Source organism: Streptomyces sp. NPDC093598, assembly GCF_044764825.1.
In the GTDB taxonomy this organism is placed as follows: Bacteria; Actinomycetota; Actinomycetes; order Streptomycetales; family Streptomycetaceae; genus Streptomyces.
Genome location: NZ_JBIWIV010000018.1, coordinates 100,749 through 117,444 on the forward strand (window position 1 = coordinate 100,749; position 16,696 = coordinate 117,444).

A 16,696-nucleotide genomic window follows, 5' to 3' on the forward strand; every position below is an offset into this window, starting at 1 on the left:
CGGCGCCATAAGGTCCTGGTGATCGCGTCGTCACCGGAAAGGCCGGACCCATGGTCGTGAAGGACACGGAACTGCCGCATCTGCGCCGCTGCGTGGAACTCGCGGCCGAGGCGCTGGAAGCCGGGGACGAGCCGTTCGGTTCGGTCCTGGTGGGCGGGGACGGCACCGTCCTCGGCGAGGACCACAACCGGGTCGCCTCGGGCGACCGCACCCGGCACCCCGAGTTCGAGCTGGCGCGCTGGTCGGCCGCCCGTCTCACCCCGCAGGAGCGGGCGGCCGCCACGGTCTACACCTCCGGCGAGCACTGCCCGATGTGCGCGGCCGCGCATGCCTGGGTGGGCCTCGGACGCATCGTCTACGTCGCCTCGTCCGAACAACTCGCATCCTGGCTGGGCGAGTTGGGCGTCCCCGAACCGCCGGTTCGGGGACTCTCCGTACATGAGGTCGCACCCGGTGTAGTCGTGGACGGCCCGGTCCCCGAACTGGTGGATTCAGTGCGGGAGTTGCACATCAGGTTCCATCGCGGACGTGGCTGAGGGCGGAGCCGCCCCGCGTCCGACGGGCGGCTCCGCGCCGGCGGACACCGGCCGAGATGCAGGGCCGCTCGGTCGAACCTACGATCGAACTCGAACGGACCAGGTGTGAGACCAGGCGCATAGCCCGGCCTGCCCGGGGGGAGGCACTTGGTGCGGCTGAAGGGCTGAACGGCCATGACGACGCACAACGACGACGTGGACTGGGACCGCTGGCCGGTCGCCGACTACCTCGCCGAGAACTACCGCGAGGTGCATCCCTCGGACGCGGCGATCATTGCGCACCACAGCGCCTTCTACCGGCGCCTTCCGTCCGGTGCCATCGCCCGCTCGGTGGAGTTCGGGGCAGGTCCCAACCTCTACCCGCTGATGCTCGCGTCCGCTGCGAGCCGCCGGATCGACGCCGTGGAGGCGGGATCGAGCAACGTCGCCTACCTCACGGACCAGATCTGTCACCGCCCCGACGCGAGCTGGCTGCCGTTCCACGCGCTGTGCCGGCAGCTCAACCCCGAGGTGCCCGCGACCCTGGCCGGGGCGCTGGCGCCGGTGAACGTCGTCCACGCCGACGTCCGGACCCTGCCGCCGGGTACGTACGAACTGGCCTCCATGCACTTCGTCGCCGAGGGCGCCACGGAGGACTTCGCCGAGTTCGCCGACTTCTGCCGCACCTTCGTCCGCACGGCCCGGCCGGGCGGCCACCTGGTCGCCGCGTTCATGGAGAACATGCCGACGTACCGCATCGGCCCGGCCTCCCGCTGGCCCGGCTGCCCGGTGAACCCGACGACCGTCACCGAGGTGTTCGCACCCCTGACCCGGGACCTGGACGTGACCCACATCGACGTGGACCCGACCCTGCCGGACCACGGGGACTCGGGGATGGTGCTGCTCACCGGAGTGGCGGAGGCGGTGTAGCCCGGCTTCACCGGGCCCCGCCGCCGGCGCGACCGACGGGGCCTTCGGCAACCGGGCACGGCCGGCCGCTCAGCCGTCCGCCCCCGGGTGGAACCTCCGGCGCAGCACCACTCCCCCGGCGACCAGCGCCGCGCTCGCCGCGAGGGCCTGGAGAGTGTGGTCCGTGCCCGTGTGGGCCAATGCGCCCGTGGCGTGCGGGACGGTGCGCGGAGCCGGTTCGGGGGCCGGGTGCGGCCGGGGTGGCGCCGTCGGCTTCGGGACCGGCTTCGGCGGGTGCTGGGGGCGGACCGGGCGCTTGTCGCCGGGAGTGTTCGAGGACTGGTTGCCGATCGACGCGTTGCCGATGCCGACCACGTTCGCCGAGTTGCCCGTGACGTTGACCGGCAGGTCGACCGGAAGCTGCACACCGTTGCCGGAGATCACTCCGGGTGAACCCTTTCCGCTGCCGTGGGCGACCGCGCCGCCGGTCCTGCCCGGCCGGCCGTCGCGCCCGTCGTCCTTGTTCACGCAGCTGTTGCCCGCGGCGGGATTCAGGAGCCCCACCACGTTCACGGTGTTCCCGCACACGTTCACCGGGACGTGCACCGGCAGCTGGACCGTGTTGCCGGAGACCACCCCGGGCGAACCGGCCGTCGAGCCGTCCGCCCCGGAACCGGCGTACGCCGGGACGGTCACGGCCATCGCGCCCGAGGCGGCGGCGACGGCGATCACTCCGTTTCGGGTAATCCGTCTCATGGGACCCCTGCCTTCCAGACATCGTCGCGGGCACTCACCCGCACCAGACAGAACGCGGAGCGGCCGATCCGAGTTATGGCTTATCGGCCTTTCACTCCATCGAGCGGCCCGGTTGTCGAACTAGCGGTAAAGCCCTTCGTATGCGGGGCCGAGCCGCGCGGGACGCGGCGCGCCGCCCGGCCCCGTCCGCCCGGAGGCGCGGCTTCCGGGGCCCGCCTATGGTGGGCGAGGGCGCCGTTTCCCGGTCCGCTGCGGAGCGTCCCGCGCCCCAGGAGGCATCGATGCTGGCCAAGCTGTCCATGCGCCCCTCGATACGGCGCTGCGCGGTCACCGGCACGGCCGGGCTCGCCCTGCTGGGCACAGCACTCCCGGCCGCCGACGACCCCCCGCCCGGTCTGACGCGCTTCTACGACCAGAAGGTCACGTGGTCGAAGTGCAAAGGCATGGACATGCCGAAGGATCTCCAGTGCGGGAAGGTCACCGTCCCGCTCGACTACGCCGAGCCCGGCAAGGGCACCCTCGATCTCGCCGTCGCCCGCTACCGGGCCACGGGCAGCTCCCGGGGCTCGGTCCTGTTGAACTTCGGCGGCCCGGGCGGCCAGGGCGTGGCCCAACTCGCCATGGGCGGCAAGGACTTCATGGGCCTGACGAACGGCTACGACGTCGTCTCCTTCGATCCTCGCGGCGTCGGCCGTTCCTCGCCGGTCAGCTGCGGAAACGCCTCGGACAACGCCCTGGACGCGACGGACGGCAACGCCGACGTGACCGACCCCCAGGCCGTGCTGGAAGAGCTGCGCGCGGCGGCGGCCGAGTGCACCGAGCACTCGGGCCCCGTCCTGCCCCACATCGGGACGGTCAACGCCGCCCGCGACCTGGACGTCATGCGCGACGCGCTGGGCGACGACCGGCTGAATTACCTGGGCTTCTCCTACGGCAGCCGGCTCGGCGCGGTGTACGCGGCCCAGTACCCCGAGAAGGTCGGCAGGATGGTGCTGGACGGCGTCGACACGCTGACCGAGCCGCTCGCCGACCAGGGCGTGGTGAGCGCACAGGGGCAGCAGACCGCACTGGAGAACTTCCTCACCTGGTGCACCGAGGACATCGCCTGTCCGTTCGGGCGGGATCCGCGCGAGGCCCGGGAACACGTGGTGGAGGTGGTCGAGTCGCTCGACAAGGACCCGTTGCCGACCGATTTCGGGGAGCCCTTCTCCGGCCAGGACTTCGCGGGCGCCCTCGGGCAGGGCCTTTACAGCAGGGAGCTGTGGCCCTCGCTCCAGCGGGCCATCGCCCAGCTGCTGGAGGACGGCGACACACGCGGTCTGGAGGCGTTCCTGACCGGGGGCTTCACCGTCCCGCCGCGGCGCGGCCCGCACGCCGGACTCACCGACCCGGCGGACGTGCCGCTCGACAACCTGCCGGCGGCGCTGATGGCGGTCAACTGCGCGGACGACCCCGACCGCCCCGCCGCCGCGCAGGTCACGAAGGACCTCGGCCGGCTGCGCGCCCGCTACGAGCAGGCGTCACCGGTCTTCGGCCGGTACCGCCTCACCCAGGTGCTGATGTGCTACGGCCGCCCCAAGGGCACCGACTACATCCGCGACGACGTCAAGGACGTCGACGCGCCGAGGATGCTGCTCGTCGGCACCCGGGGCGACCCGGCCACGCCGTACCGCTGGACGGTGGAGACGGCCGAGCGGCTCGGATCGTCGGCCGTGGTGCTCGACAACCGGGGCGAGGGCCACACCGGCTACGGCTCGTCCAAGTGCGTGCACCGCAAGGTCGACGCCTTCCTGCTGTACGGGACGCTCCCGCCGGACGGCAGCTCCTGCGGCTCGGACCGCGACGACGAATGACACCGATTGCCCCAAATGCCCCCATGGCGGATTCGCTCTATCGTTCTGTCATGGAGAGCGTTCTGAGTCCCGCGACCCTTGCCGAGCTGCGGCGCCCGCGCCCCTACCCCGCGGTCTCCGTGCTGACGCCGACACACCGGCGCGATCCCTACAACAGTCAGGACCAGGTCCGGCTGCGCAATGTGGTGGCCGAGGCCAAGAGGCAACTGGAGGCCGATCCGGCCGTCACCCGTGAGCGACGCACCGAGGTCGCCGGGCACCTCGACCGGGCCCTGTCCGAGGTCGACCTGACGCACGCCGAGGACGGCCTGGCGATCTTCGCCGCTCCGGGCGAGCACCAGGTGTGGTCACTGGCCAGGCCCGTACCCGAACGCGTGGTGCTCTCGGACACCTTCCTCACCCGCAACCTCGTATCCGCCCAGACGGCAGGGCGGCCGTTCTGGGCACTGTCCCTCGCCGCGGATCGCGCCACGCTCTGGAACGGCGGTGTCGACCGGGTCGCCGAGGCCCGCGTCGGCGGCTTCCCGCTGACCCGGCGCGTGGAGAACTTCGACCCGGAACGTCAGCAGCGGATCGGCGACATGCCGAGCGCCTTCCGCGAGGAACGCACCCGCCAGTTCCTGCGCGAGGCCGACACCGCGATGAACGCCGTTCTGCGCGACCATCCGAGACGGCTGTACGTCACCGGCGAGCCGGCCGCCCTCTCCCTGCTGGACGAGGTCGGCAGCACCGCCCGCGGCGCGGTGCACGTCCCGCACGGCGGGCTCGCGCACGGCACCCCCGAGATCGTGTGGCAGGCCCTGCGCCCGGTGGTCGACGCGGAGGCCCGCAGGAGCACGGACGCCGTGACCCGCGCCCTCGAAACGGCCCGCGGGCGGCGGGCGTTCGCCGCCGGCGTCGACGAGCTGTGGCAGAGCGCCCGGGACGGCCGCGTCCGGCTGCTGGCCGTCGAGGAGAACTACCGCGTGACGGTCCGCGACGCCGGGGACCATCTGATCCTCGCCGAGAGCGGCGACCTCGACTCCCGCGAGGACATCGTGGACGAGATCGTCGAGCAGTGCCTGGAGACCGGCGCCGAGGTCCGCTTCGTACCGGACGGTGCGCTCGGGGAGGCGGACGGCATGGCCGCGGTGCTGCGGTACTGACCGGAGCAGCACCTGCTCGACACGGCTCGAACAAAGAGCCGTCGAACACCCGAAGCAGCCTCGCGTCAACGTTTCCGACGGGTCGCCAACTGCCCTGTGTAATCTACGACTTGGATCTCCGAGTGGCACGCCCCACGCCTACCTCGGAGTAACTCCGTGAGACTGTGGCATATGCCATAAGCACCACCGAATCGTGTGTCGCCGAATCCCTTACAGGGCGTCGCGGGCTGTGCAACAGTCGTAACGGTCCCTCCGTCCGACTTGGTCGTACCGTCCCCACATCGGAGTGCGTCATGCCGTCCCACCTCTCCGCGGACCGCCCAGCCGCCCAGCCGCCCGGACGCGGCTCGGTCGACGCGCTCATATCGCAGACGCGGCGGCTCAAGGGGGACGTGGACGCGGTGCGCCGCGACTCCGAGGGAGAGGAATCGGACCACCCTCGCGAACGCTGGCAGCGCGCCCTGTACGACCTGGCCCTGCACCAGCTCGACGACCTCGACGAGCACCTGGCCCAGCTGCGCGACGGCCCCCCGCCCACGACGGCGGCCCCGGAACCCCGGGTACCCGCGCAGGGCTCGTTGCTCAGCCGCGTCGGCAGCGCCGAGTGGAACCTGCTGACGGACGAGGCCAGTTGGTCCGGGGAGCTCTACCGGATCCTGGGCCGCGACCCGGCCGCTCCCCCGCTCACCCTGGACGAGCTGCCGTCGCTCGTACTCGACGAGGACCGGCCGAAGCTGACGGCGATGGTCACCGACTGCCTCGTCGACGCCCGGCCCATCGACGGCGAGTTCCGCATCGCCCGCCGAAGCGGCGACGTACGGACCGTGCACATGATGGGCGAACCGGTGCTCGACACTGACGGCAGCACCGCCTCGATGTGGGCCGTGCTGCGCGACGTCAGCGAACTGCGCCGCAACCAGCGGGCGGTGAGCGAGACCCGTGACTCGCTCCACCACCGGCAGGAGGCAGCGCGCAGCGAGCACCGGCTCGCGGTCGAGCTGCAGGAGGCCGTGCTGCCGCCGTGGCGCGGCTCCCTGCGGCTCCCGCACCGGGGCCCCCGGACCCTCGACCTCGCGGCCCATCACCTGCCGGCCTCCACGCACACACTCATCGGCGGCGACTGGTACGACGCACTCGAACTGACCGACGGCGAAACGCTTCTCAGCGTCGGCGATCTCACCGGCCAGGGTGTCGGGGTGACGTCGAACATGACCATGCTGCTCGGTGCCGTACGCGGCATGGCGATGGCCGGCGCCCGGCCGGGGCAGTTGATGGCCTGGCTGAACCAGTTACTCGACGCCACCGTGCAACCCGCCCTGGGCAGCGCCGTCTGCTGCCGCTACCGGCCCGCCACCCGCACCCTGATGTGGGCGCAGGCCGGACACCCCGCCCCGCTGCTGTTCCGCGACGGGACGGGGCGCGTGCTGAACGCACCGGACGGCGTCCTGCTCGGCGCCACCTCCGGCGCCGTCTACGGGCAGGCCGAAGAGACGCTCGAGGTGGGGGACCTGCTGCTCCTGCACACCGACGGGCTGGTACCCGGGCACACGGGATCGGCGGCCGCCAACCTCCTCCTCGCACTGGCACCGCGCCTGGCCGGGAACCGCACCGCGGAGGACTGCGTACGGACCGTGGTCGAGGAGTTCGGCGAGAGCGAGCGCGAGGACAACGCCTGTGTGCTCGTCGCCAAGGTCATGTCTTAGGGAGCTCAGGCCTGTGCGTGGTTGCCGCCCCTGCCCTTCGTCTTCGGCAGGGCGAGCTTGATCTCCTCCCTCAGCTCCTGGATCCTCGGGTAGCCCGAGAACTCGGCCGTGAGCCGGTACATCTGGCGCAGCCGGTCCCAGGTGCGGTGGGAGGAGTTGGATCCCATCGACACCAGGGCCAGCCGCGCGTACCGGTCCGCCTGTTCGGGGTCGTCGGCGATGAAGCAGGCCGACGCCATCGACAGGTAGTCGAAAATCTTCGACCGCTGCCGTCCGTCGACCCGCAGGGCGAGGGCCTTCTCCGCGTAGTGCTGGGCATGCGCGGCCGCACCCGGCTCGAACTCGGCGAGCGTGCGATAGGCCAGGGCCTGCATACCGTAGAGGTCCTCCTCCTTGAAGGTCTGCATCCAGTCCGGCGGTGGCACGTCCGCCTTGTCGGAGACGAACAGGTCCTCCGCCCGCCCGAGCGTGCGACGCATGGCCTGGCCCTTGCCCATGGAGGCCTGCGCCCAGGCCTCGATGGTGTAGAGCATCGCCCGGGTCCTGGGCAGCACCTCGTCACCGGAACCCGACGCGGCGAGCTTCATCAGGTCCAGGGCGTCGTCGGGCCGGCCCAGGTGCACCATCTGGCGGGCCGCGCGGGACAGTGCCTCGCCCGCGCGGGGCCGGTCCCCGCCCTCTCGGGCCGCGTGCGCGGCGATGACGAAGTACTTCTGGGCCGTGGGCTCCAGACCGACGTCGTGCGACATCCAGCCCGCGAGGACGGCGAGGTTGGCGGCGACGCCCCACAGGCGCCGCTGGAGGTGGGGTGGGTGACGGTAGGCGAGCATGCCGCCCACCTCGTTGAGCTGGCCCACCACGGCCTTGCGCTGGAGCCCGCCGCCGCGGGCCGCGTCCCAGGCGCGGAACACCTCGACCGAGCGCTCCAGTTCCTCGATCTCCTGCGACCCGATGGGGGCGGCCTCGTAACGGTCGAACCCGGCGGGGTCGGCGTGCAGGGGATGGTCGAGGTCGGGGGCGTCGGCAGTCAGGGCAGGGTCGGTGTGCAGCCAGTCGTACATGGCGCTGCTGAGTGCGGATCCCGCGGCGAGCGCGGCGCCCGCGCCCACCAAGCCGCGTCGGTTGAGCATGAGGTCCATTCCCGTGAATTCGGTGAGGACCGCAGCGGTCCGCTCGGGCGCCCACGGCACACCGTCGGGAGCATCGGCGCTCCCGCCGCCCTGCCGTTTACCCGCACGCCCGTGCCGGACCAGACCGAGGTCCTCGATGGTCACGACACGGCCGAGACGCTCGGTGAACAGAGCCGCCAGCACCCGCGGCACCGGATCGCGCGGGATCTCTCCCGTGTCGATCCACCGCCGCACCCGGGAGGTGTCGGTCGACAGCTGGGGATGGCCCATGGCCGCCGCCTGCCGGTTGACCAGCCTCGCGAGTTCGCCCTTGGACCAGCCGGCCAGGCCGAACAGGTCCGCGAGCCGGGTGTTGGGTTGTCCGCTCACGTCAAGCCCCCAGGTTCTCGGCTGAGTTGACAGTAGCGGGGGGAGACTTGCCGGGCGACTATTCGCCAGGGTTCGCCAGGGTGCGCCAGATGGTGTGCCACGGGCCATCCGGTGTCAGGTAGGAACGCGCCACCCCGACCCGGTCGCCGCAGGGGCACTCCCCAGGGTTCTCCCGGGCTGTCGGGCCGGGTGGTGCGCTGTCGTCGCAGGCACACGAAGGGATCTGTTTCGCCCATGTACGCAGCATCGTCCTCCGTGTCCGCACCGCCCCGGTCGCTGCACCCCCGTCCCACGGACAGCGGCCCCTACCTCGCCCCCGCGCGGCCGGCGGCCCCCGTGCTCGGTGCGGGCAGGGCTCGGCGCGGCGCGGCCATCGGCACCCAACCGCTCAGCGGGAGACTCGACTTGTCCGGCCCCCAGGGCGCGCAGTTGCGCACGGCGATCGCGTCCGTGCACCGCATCTGCCCGGAGTTCGCCCCGGTGCAGGTGCTGCGCCGCAACGGACGGTCCGTGCTCCTGGTCGGCACGACCGGCCGCAGCACGGCTGTCGCCAAGTGTTTACTCGACCACTCCCCCGCGTGGTCCGAGCGGATCCGCCACGAGATAGCGGCGTACCGCTCGTTCGTCCGGCACCGTCCTCCCGTGCGGGCGCCGAGACTGATCGCGGCGGACCCGGACAACTGCACCCTGGTGATCGAGCGGATGCCGGGCCGGGTGGCCGCGCTCCAGCGGCACCCGTCGGAGGCGCCGCCCCGGGCCGACATCAGGGCGGCCCTCGGCGCGCTCTGCCGGCTGAACGCCTGGCGGCCGCCGGCGGGCACGTTCGACGCCCCGCTCGACTACGCGGCCCGGATCTCCCGGTACCACGAGCTGGGGCTGCTCACCGACCGGGACCTCGGCGACCTGCAGAAGCTGCTGCACGGCATCGCGCAGGCGGCCGGGCGGCAGGGCATGGGCCAGTTCTGCCACGGCGACGCACTGCTGTCGAACATCCTCCTGTCACCGGCCGGTCCAGTGCTGGTGGACTGGGAGCACGCGGGCTGGTACCTGCCGGGCTACGACCTGGCGACGCTGTGGTCGGTGCTCGGGGACGCACCGGTCGCTCGTCGGCAGATCAGTCAGATCGCCCAGTCGGCGGGGCCGGCCTCCAGGGACGCCTTCCTGGTGAACCTGATGCTGGTGCTGACCCGTGAGATCCGTACCTACGAGACGGCCGTGCAGCGTTCGATGCACGACGTGACCCCGGCGGCACCGGGCACGGCCCACCCGGGTGCTGCGCCGTCCGGCGAGGAGCAGAGGCTGCTGCTGCGGCGGCTGCACGACGACTGCCAGTTGGCCCGGCGCGCCGTGCGCGCGGCGGTCGGCACTCGCTGACGGGGACGACAGGGCCGCTGTACACCTGGTCAGGTGTACAGCGGCCCTCTCGTGTGCGGTCGGTTCGGCTCAGCCCTGCTGGAAGAGTTCCGCCGGCAGCGGCTTGAGGAGAGCGTAGAGGTCGTCCGTGATGGGACGGTCCCAGGCGGCGATGGTCACCAGGACGTTGTCGCTGCGGTCGAACTGCACGCAGGAGATCCGCCCCTCGGAGAGCTTGACCCGGCGCACGATCAGCAGGTTGTCGCCCTGCATCACCGGCACGTCCTCGGTGCTGACGACGGTGACCTCCTCGTCGTTCTCCAGCGCCAGCAGCAGCTGCGCGACCTCGAAGGGGACCTGGCCCTCTTCGACCTCGCGGGCCGGGGAGCCCTCCGGCAGATTGCCGATGATCATCGCGGGGCCGCGGCCGCCGAACAGGTCGTAGCGCAGGAAGACGCCCTGGCAGGTGCCGTCGGGCGCGGGCAGCAGTCCCGCACCGAGGTTGCCGGGCCAGTCGCCCGGGTCCATGGCCAGTACGTCGAAGTCGGGCCCGGCGGGAGTGGCGCTGCGGCGGCGGAGGAACGACATGTGGCCCATGGTACGTGCCCCGGCCTGCGAAGTGCGGGGCGGGCGGCGGACCGGGTGGGCCGGGTCGCCGCCCTGTGCGAGGGCAGTGGCGGGCCGGGCGGGCGGTATCGGCCGGCCTGCGCCGTCGCCTTGTGCCGATGGTGGTGGCGGGCCACTCGGGCACGGTTGCCGCAGGAGGGCTTGCACCATTCCTGGCGCGGGTGCTCCTTGAGGAAGTACCGCACGCAGCGCGGGCGTGGCAGGCTCGCAGCCGGTCGCGGTCGGGGCTCGCGAGGAACGCGATCACGGCCTGGGCGAGGGTCGCTGTCAGATCGTCGGCGGCGCGGACGGGCCGCCGGTGAACAGCCGGGTCGGCGTTCTCCGGCCAGTCGAGGACCGGCACGGTGGGGGTGCGGGCGGCCGCCTCGTTCAGGTGCCGCACCGCTTCCGGCAGGGGCATGAGGCGGGCCGGGTCCGCGGGCTCGGCTCGCCGGGTCGCACGGCACGGGCGAAGAGCGCGCGGACGGCCGCCCGCAGCTCACGGACGGCGCCGGGCTGCGCGGCGTCGGCGGTGCATCCGGCACCGTCGCCGACGCCGTCGGCCTGCGGTGCCGGCGGCGGCGCCTGCCGCGGAGGAGGCCGGTGGCGCAGTTCTGTCGGTGATCCCCGGCTCGGCCGGGAGCGGCGCCCGGCAGGACGTCGGGGTGAGCCCGGACCCACGCGGTCAGGCCCGCTGTGTCGGTCGGGTCGTCGGCGACGCCGCGGGTGCCGTCGTGGCGGATGGTGAGGGCCAGGGCCAGCGCGAGCCGGGCGTCCCTGCTGATCTCCCGCATGCGGCTCATGACAAGTCCGGCCGTATCCATTACGGCGAGGTCAGTCCTCGGAGGGCGTCGGAGGCACCACGGCGACGGGGCTCGTGGCGTGCAGCAGGACGGCGTGGGTGACCGAGCCGATCATGCGGACGGGTGAGAGCAGACGCCGCCGGTGGCGGCCCACGACGACGAGATCGGCGTCCCGGGAGGCCGCGACGAGGTGGCCCGCCGCGTCGCCCGCCGCCGGCGCCGGCTCGACCGGGACGTCGGGATGCCGCTCGCGGTAGGGGGCGAGGAAGCCGTCGGCGAGGACCCGGGTTTCGTCCTCGATGACGTTCTGGTCGACGATCGGCGGGGGCATGTCCCCGGGCATCATCCAGGGCTGCGCGGGCCACGGGTAGGCGGCGACCGCCTGGAGCCGGGCGCCGCGCCGCGCGGCCTCGGCGAAGGCGAACCCGAGTGTGGCCTCGTCGGGGCCGTCCACCTTCAGGCCGACGACCACGCGTGCGCCGGGACCGCCCGACGCCTCGCCGTGGACCTCTCGTCCGGGCCGGGGCACCACGACGACGGGGCATTCGGCGTCGCGGGCGGCGGCCATGCTGTTCGAGCCGAGCAGCAGGCCGGCGAAGCCGCCGCGGCCCCGTGATCCGAGCACCAGCAGCTGGGCTGTGGCACTCAGTTCGGGCAGGACCGCACCGGCCGCGCCCTCCAGACCGACGTACTCGGTGTCCGGCTGGTCGGCGCGGCCCTCCAGGTGGGTGCGGATCCGGTTCAGGACGGGATCGTCCTGGGGGTCCGCCGGCCCGGCCGTGAGGAGCTCGGGCTGTGCCCAGTGGGCGTACTGGCGTACGTGCGCCACGCGCAGGGGTGCCGCGCGCCTGCGAGCGGCGTCGACCGCCCACTCCAGGGCCCGCAGGCTGTCGTCCGAACCGTCGACCGCCGCGACGACAGGCAGGGTGCTCATGGGTCCTCACCTCCGGGATTCGACCGTCCCCTCCCGGTGGCCAGCCTGACTCAGGCGGTGACTCCGGGAAGAGGCCTCCGGTCGCGTGTCCGGAAATGCGGGCGGAACACCCCCGGATCGGCCGTCGGATCCCGGCCGTCCGGAACCGGTTCGCCCCGTCGTCAGGTGAGGTCGAACTCCCCCTCCCGCGCCCCCGACACGAACGCGCCCCACTCGGCGGGCGTGAAGATCAGCGAAGGGCTCTGCGGGCGGGCACTGTTCCGCATGGCGATGAAGCCCTCGACGAAGGCGATCTGGACATCCCCCCGCCCTCGGCTGCTGGACTGCCACTGTGCGTTGGTGAGGTCCAGCTCCGGCTTGTCCCAGCCCGTGAGCGGGCGCTGCTGGGTGGTGGTCTCGGCCACGTCCGTGCTCCTCCCGGTTCGTCGTCCGCGGCCAGCCTAGCGATCGTGTCCCACGGCCAACAGGGCACGTGAGGGGGACCTTTCAGGAGTCCGGGCGGCGGTCCCCCACGAGCCACATGGCGAAGAACTGCGATCCGCCGCCGTAGGCGTGTCCGAGGACCCTGCGAGCCCCTTCCACCTGGTGTTCTCCGGCCTGTCCGCGCACCTGGAGCGCCGCTTCGGCGAAGCGGATCATGCCGGAGGCGCCGATGGGGTTGGTGGACAGGACGCCGCCCGACATGTTGACGGGCAGGTCCCCGTCGAGTTCGGTCACGCCGGCCTCGGTGAGCTTCCAGCCCTCGCCCTCGCCGGCGAAGCCGAGGTTCTCCAGCCACATGGGCTCGTACCAGGAGAACGGCACGTAGATCTCGGCGCCGTCGATCTCGCGGCGGGGGTCGGTGATCCCGGCCTGCCGGTAGACGTCGGCCGCGCAGTCCTGCCCGGCCCGCGGGGAGACGAAGTCCTTGCCGGCGAAGAGGGTCGGTTCGCTGCGCATCGCACCGCCGAGCATCCATGCGGGCGGTCGCGGTGCCCGGGCGGCCCCGGCGCGGTCGGTGAGGATCATGGCGCAGGCGCCGTCGGAGGAGGGGCAGGTCTCCGAGTAGCGGATCGGGTCCCACAGCATGGGCGAGGCCATGACCTTGTCGAGGGTGATGTCGTGTTCGTGCAGGTGGGCGTAGGGGTTCTTCAGTGCGTTGCGGCGGTCCTTGTAGGCGACGAGGGCTCCGATCGTGTCGGGCGCGCCGCTGCGGCGCATGTACGCGCGGATGTGCGGGGCGAAGAACCCGCCGGCCCCGGCCAGCAGGGGCTGCTGGAAGGGGATCGGCAGGGACAGGCCCCACATGGCGTTCGACTCGGACTGCTTTTCGAAGGCGAGGGTGAGGACCGTGCCGTGGACGCGGACCGCGACGAGGTTCGCGGCGACGAGCGCGGTGGATCCGCCGACGGAGCCGGCGGTGTGCACGCGGAGCATGGGTTTGCCCACGGCGCCGAGCGCGTCGGCGAGGTAGAGCTCCGGCATCATGACGCCCTCGAAGAAGTCGGGCGCCTTGCCGATCACGACGGCGTCGATGTCCGCCCAGGAGAGGTCGGCGTCCTGAAGGGCGCTTCGGGCTGCTTCGCGGACCAGTCCCGCCAGGGACACGTCCCGGCGAGCCGCGACGTGCCTGGTCTGGCCGATGCCGACGACGGCCACGGGCTCCTTGCTCATCGGGGTTCCCCTTCGAGTACGGCGACCAGGTTCTGCTGGAGGCAGGGGCCGGACGTGGCGTGGGCCAGGGCGCGGTCGGACTCGCCGCGGTGGACGCGGGCGGCGGCTTCTCCGATGCGGATGAGGCCGGCGGCCATGATCGGGTTGGCGGCGAGGGCTCCGCCGGAGGGGTTCACCCGCACCTCGTCGCCGAGCCGGAGGGCCTTGCGCAGGACGATCTCCTGCGCGGTGAAGGGCGCGTGCAGCTCGGCGGTGTCGACGGGCCGTTCGAAGGCTCCGGCCCGCTCGGCGGCCAGGCGGGTGGACGGCGAGTCGGTCAGGTCGCGCACGCCGAGGCCGTGGGCCTCGATGCGATGGTCGATGCCGCGGATCCAGGCGGGGCGTGCGCACAGTGCACGGGCCCGGTCGCCCGCCGCGAGGATCACGGCGGCGGCCCCGTCCGTGATGGGCGGGCAGTCGCCGGTGCGCAGGGGCTGTACGAGGTAGTCGCCCTGGGGGACGCAGCCGCGCAGTTGTGCGCGGGGGTTGGCGCCGGCGCTCTCCCGGTTGCGGGCGGCGACGGTGGCGAGTGCCGGTTCGTCGGTGTCGCCGGCGTCGATGAGGGCCTGTGCCTGGAGGGCGGCGAGGGCCACGGAGTCGGGCCACAGGGGTGCCACGTAGTACGGGTCGAGCTGCCGGGTCAGGACGTCGCGGACCGGGCCGGGCGAGGACTTGCCGTACGAGTAGACCAGGGCGGTGTCGGCGTCGCCGGTGAGGAGTTTGGTCCAGGCCTCGTACAGGGCCCACGCGCCGTCCATCTCGACGTGCGACTCGGAGATCGGCGGCCAGGCGCCGACGCCGTCGAGGGCGAGGGTGAAGGAGAAGGCGCGGCCGGCGAGGTAGTCGCTCGAGCCGGAGCAGGTGAAGTCGATGTCTGCGGTCTTCAGGCCGGTCCGGTCGAGGACCTCGTGCAGCACCGGCATCAGCATCTCCACCTCGGAGAGCTCCTCGCTGGTGCGCCGGTGGTCGGTCTGGGCGAAGGCGACGACGGCGATCTCGCGGTTTCGCGGTGCGCTCGTCACAGCAGCTCCTTGTAGGTGTCGTAGTCAGCGTCGGGTTCGCCCGTGGGCCGGTAGTGGTCGGGATAGCGGGCGCCCTCCGTCCACACGGGCTCGACCCGCAGCCCCATGCGGACCTCGTCGTACGGGATGCCGCCGATCCGGCCGTGCAGCGCGAGGTCGGCGCCGTCGAGGGCGATGTGGGCGTAGACGTAGGGCACCTCGATGTCGAGATTCGCCGTATGCGCAGCTTTGATGTTGACGATGCAGAACGTGGTCACCGTGCCGCGCGGCCCCACCTCGACCTGTTCGGCCGTGGCCACCCCACAGGTGGGGCACGCACCCCTCGGCGGGACGTAGACCTTGCGGCAGGCCGGGCAGCGCTCGCCGACCGTCCGGCGGCCGGAGAGGGCGGTGATGTAGGCGGTCTGAGCGCGGCCGGGCGAGTAGGTGTAGTCGAGGCGGGCGGCGGCGACGATGCCGGTGACGGGATCGCCGAACTCGCCGGTGTGTCCCGTCGGTTCGTCTCGGCGGCCGTCGTAGGGCTCGAAGCAGGCGATGTCCGTGATGGCTCCGGTGCGTTCCTCGGCCCAGCGGATACGGACGGGCATGCCGGTGTGGACGGCGGCGGGGCCGGGGGCGTCGAGGGCGTGGAGGAGGGCGGTGTCGGCGCCGTCGAGGCGGACCAGGACCCAGGCGAAGGGCGTGGTGAGGGGCTGGCCGGGGCGCGGGGCGGGGTTCCAGGCCCAGGTGGTGACCGTGCCGGTGGGGGCGACTTCGACCAGGTCGCTGATCTCCTCGGCGGTGACGGGGTCGTACTCGACGGGTGGGACGAGGACGCGGCCGTCGCCGGTGCGGACGCCGAGGACGACGCGTTCACGCAGACCGGTCAGGAAGGCGCTCTGGACGGGGCCGAGGGAGCGGGTGAAGGGGAACTCGACGACGAGGGGGGCTTTGAGGACTTCGGGCATCGAGGGCTTGCCTCCTTGGGAGGTCGGGTTGCGAGGGCGCCCATGAGGGGCGCGGGACGGTGACATGTGCGGCTCCGCCACGTTGGCGCGACCTGCCGCATCACAGCCCGCAGCCTCCAACCGGCCCGGGCCGGCGCAGCGCCTACGCGCGCTTGTAGACGGGCTGTCGCTTCTCCGCGAAGGCGCGGGCGCCCTCCTTGGCGTCGGCGGTGTCGAAGACCGGCCGGCCACGGGTCAGTTCGGCGGCGAGGCCCTCCGGCTCGGTCATCCCGGCGGTCTCGTAGACCGAGGCCTTGACGGCTTCCACGGCCAGCGGGCCGCAGGAGTTGATCTGCTCGGCGATCTCCAGCGCCTTGTCCAGTGCCGTGCCGTCGGGGACGACGTGGCCGATCAGGCCGATGGCGGCTGCCTCGTGGGCGCTGTAGGGGCGGCCGGTGAGGAGCATCTCCAGGGCGTGCGTGCGCGGGATCTGGCGTGGCAGCCGGACCGTGGAGCCACCGATGGGGAACAGGCCGCGCTTCACCTCGAACAGGCCGAAGGTGGCGGACTCGCCGGCGACGCGGATGTCGGTGCCCTGGAGCATCTCGGTGCCGCCCGCGACGCAGTAGCCCTCGACGGCGGCGATCACCGGCTTGCGGGGGCGGTGGTGGCGCAGCATCGCCTTCCAGTGCAGATCGGGATCGGCCTTGAGCCGGTCGCGGTACTCCTCGCCCACCATGCCGTTCCCGGCGAGGGCCTTGAGGTCCATGCCGGAGCAGAACGAGCCGCCCGCACCGGTGAAGACGATCGAGCGGACCGAGTCGTCCGCGTCGGCCTCCAGCCACCCGTCGTGGAGGCCGACGAGCATCGGCAGTGAGAGCGCGTTCCTGGCTTCCGGCCGGTTGAGCGTGAGCACCAGTGTGGCGCCTTCGCGCTGCACGGTGAGGTGTTCCGTCCCGCCCATGGCGAACTCCCCTCTC

15 protein-coding genes and 1 pseudogene are annotated in these 16,696 nt (G+C 72.5%); 6 read left to right on the top strand and 10 right to left on the bottom strand.

Features of this window, described 5'->3' with window-relative positions:
* Positions 1-50: 50 nt before the first annotated feature.
* Both ACIRDU_RS34080 and ACIRDU_RS34085 read left to right on the top strand, forming a co-directional pair.
* Complete coding sequence (locus ACIRDU_RS34080) at positions 51-536, top strand: nucleoside deaminase (protein WP_403587021.1); 486 nt, start codon at positions 51-53, stop codon at positions 534-536.
* A 174-nt stretch (positions 537-710) separates the two neighbouring features.
* Positions 711-1,445, top strand: a complete 735-nt coding sequence (locus ACIRDU_RS34085; protein WP_403587023.1) for a class I SAM-dependent methyltransferase — start codon at positions 711-713, stop codon at positions 1,443-1,445.
* Positions 1,446-1,514: 69 nt separating this feature from the next.
* On the opposite strand, the gene ACIRDU_RS34090 is transcribed toward ACIRDU_RS34085, so the two are convergent.
* Entirely contained in the window at positions 1,515-2,180 is a 666-nt protein-coding gene (locus ACIRDU_RS34090) for a chaplin (RefSeq protein ID WP_403587026.1), read from the bottom strand.
* 281 nt (positions 2,181-2,461) lie between these two features.
* On the opposite strand from ACIRDU_RS34090, the gene ACIRDU_RS34095 reads away from it, so the two are divergent.
* The 3 genes from ACIRDU_RS34095 (at position 2,462) to ACIRDU_RS34105 (ending at position 6,881) form a co-directional block, all read left to right on the top strand.
* Positions 2,462-4,033 carry an alpha/beta hydrolase gene (locus tag ACIRDU_RS34095; protein WP_403587029.1) on the top strand — a complete coding sequence of 524 codons (1,572 nt, stop codon included), beginning with the start codon at positions 2,462-2,464 and terminating at the stop codon, positions 4,031-4,033.
* 50 nt (positions 4,034-4,083) lie between these two features.
* The gene (locus ACIRDU_RS34100; RefSeq protein ID WP_403587032.1) at positions 4,084-5,178 is read left to right on the top strand and encodes a chemotaxis protein; all 1,095 of its coding nucleotides are present in this window, start codon (positions 4,084-4,086) and stop codon (positions 5,176-5,178) included.
* A 293-nt stretch (positions 5,179-5,471) separates the two neighbouring features.
* On the top strand, positions 5,472-6,881 hold the full coding sequence (locus tag ACIRDU_RS34105; protein WP_403587033.1) for a PP2C family protein-serine/threonine phosphatase: 1,410 nt from the start codon (positions 5,472-5,474) through the stop codon (positions 6,879-6,881).
* Positions 6,882-6,886: 5 nt separating this feature from the next.
* On the opposite strand, the gene ACIRDU_RS34110 is transcribed toward ACIRDU_RS34105, so the two are convergent.
* On the bottom strand, positions 6,887-8,380 hold the full coding sequence (locus tag ACIRDU_RS34110) for a hypothetical protein (protein WP_403587035.1): 1,494 nt from the start codon (positions 8,378-8,380) through the stop codon (positions 6,887-6,889).
* Positions 8,381-8,614: 234 nt separating this feature from the next.
* On the opposite strand from ACIRDU_RS34110, the gene ACIRDU_RS34115 reads away from it, so the two are divergent.
* Complete coding sequence (locus tag ACIRDU_RS34115) at positions 8,615-9,754, top strand: aminoglycoside phosphotransferase family protein (protein ID WP_403587038.1); 1,140 nt, start codon at positions 8,615-8,617, stop codon at positions 9,752-9,754.
* Between the two features lie 69 nt (positions 9,755-9,823).
* Here ACIRDU_RS34115 and ACIRDU_RS34120 read toward each other — a convergent pair whose 3' ends face one another.
* From ACIRDU_RS34120 to ACIRDU_RS34155, 8 genes and pseudogenes are all read right to left on the bottom strand, one after another.
* Entirely contained in the window at positions 9,824-10,321 is a 498-nt protein-coding gene (locus tag ACIRDU_RS34120) for a hypothetical protein (protein WP_403587040.1), read from the bottom strand.
* Between the two features lie 119 nt (positions 10,322-10,440).
* Positions 10,441-11,133, bottom strand: a pseudogene (locus ACIRDU_RS34125) (CGNR zinc finger domain-containing protein); the annotation flags it as partial.
* Positions 11,134-11,173: 40 nt separating this feature from the next.
* Positions 11,174-12,076, bottom strand: a complete 903-nt coding sequence (locus tag ACIRDU_RS34130; RefSeq protein WP_403587042.1) for a universal stress protein — start codon at positions 12,074-12,076, stop codon at positions 11,174-11,176.
* 161 nt (positions 12,077-12,237) lie between these two features.
* On the bottom strand, positions 12,238-12,480 hold the full coding sequence (locus ACIRDU_RS34135; protein ID WP_185013846.1) for a DUF397 domain-containing protein: 243 nt from the start codon (positions 12,478-12,480) through the stop codon (positions 12,238-12,240).
* Positions 12,481-12,562: 82 nt separating this feature from the next.
* Positions 12,563-13,729, bottom strand: a complete 1,167-nt coding sequence (locus ACIRDU_RS34140) for a thiolase domain-containing protein (RefSeq protein WP_403587045.1) — start codon at positions 13,727-13,729, stop codon at positions 12,563-12,565.
* On the bottom strand, positions 13,726-14,790 hold the full coding sequence (locus ACIRDU_RS34145) for a thiolase domain-containing protein (protein WP_403587048.1): 1,065 nt from the start codon (positions 14,788-14,790) through the stop codon (positions 13,726-13,728). Before ACIRDU_RS34145 ends, ACIRDU_RS34140 begins: the two co-directional genes overlap by 4 nt.
* Positions 14,787-15,737, bottom strand: a complete 951-nt coding sequence (locus tag ACIRDU_RS34150) for a Zn-ribbon domain-containing OB-fold protein (RefSeq protein ID WP_403587049.1) — start codon at positions 15,735-15,737, stop codon at positions 14,787-14,789. Before ACIRDU_RS34150 ends, ACIRDU_RS34145 begins: the two co-directional genes overlap by 4 nt.
* Positions 15,738-15,879: 142 nt before the next feature.
* Positions 15,880-16,680 carry a crotonase/enoyl-CoA hydratase family protein gene (locus tag ACIRDU_RS34155; RefSeq protein WP_403587052.1) on the bottom strand — a complete coding sequence of 267 codons (801 nt, stop codon included), beginning with the start codon at positions 16,678-16,680 and terminating at the stop codon, positions 15,880-15,882.
* Between the last annotated feature and the right edge of the window lie 16 nt (positions 16,681-16,696).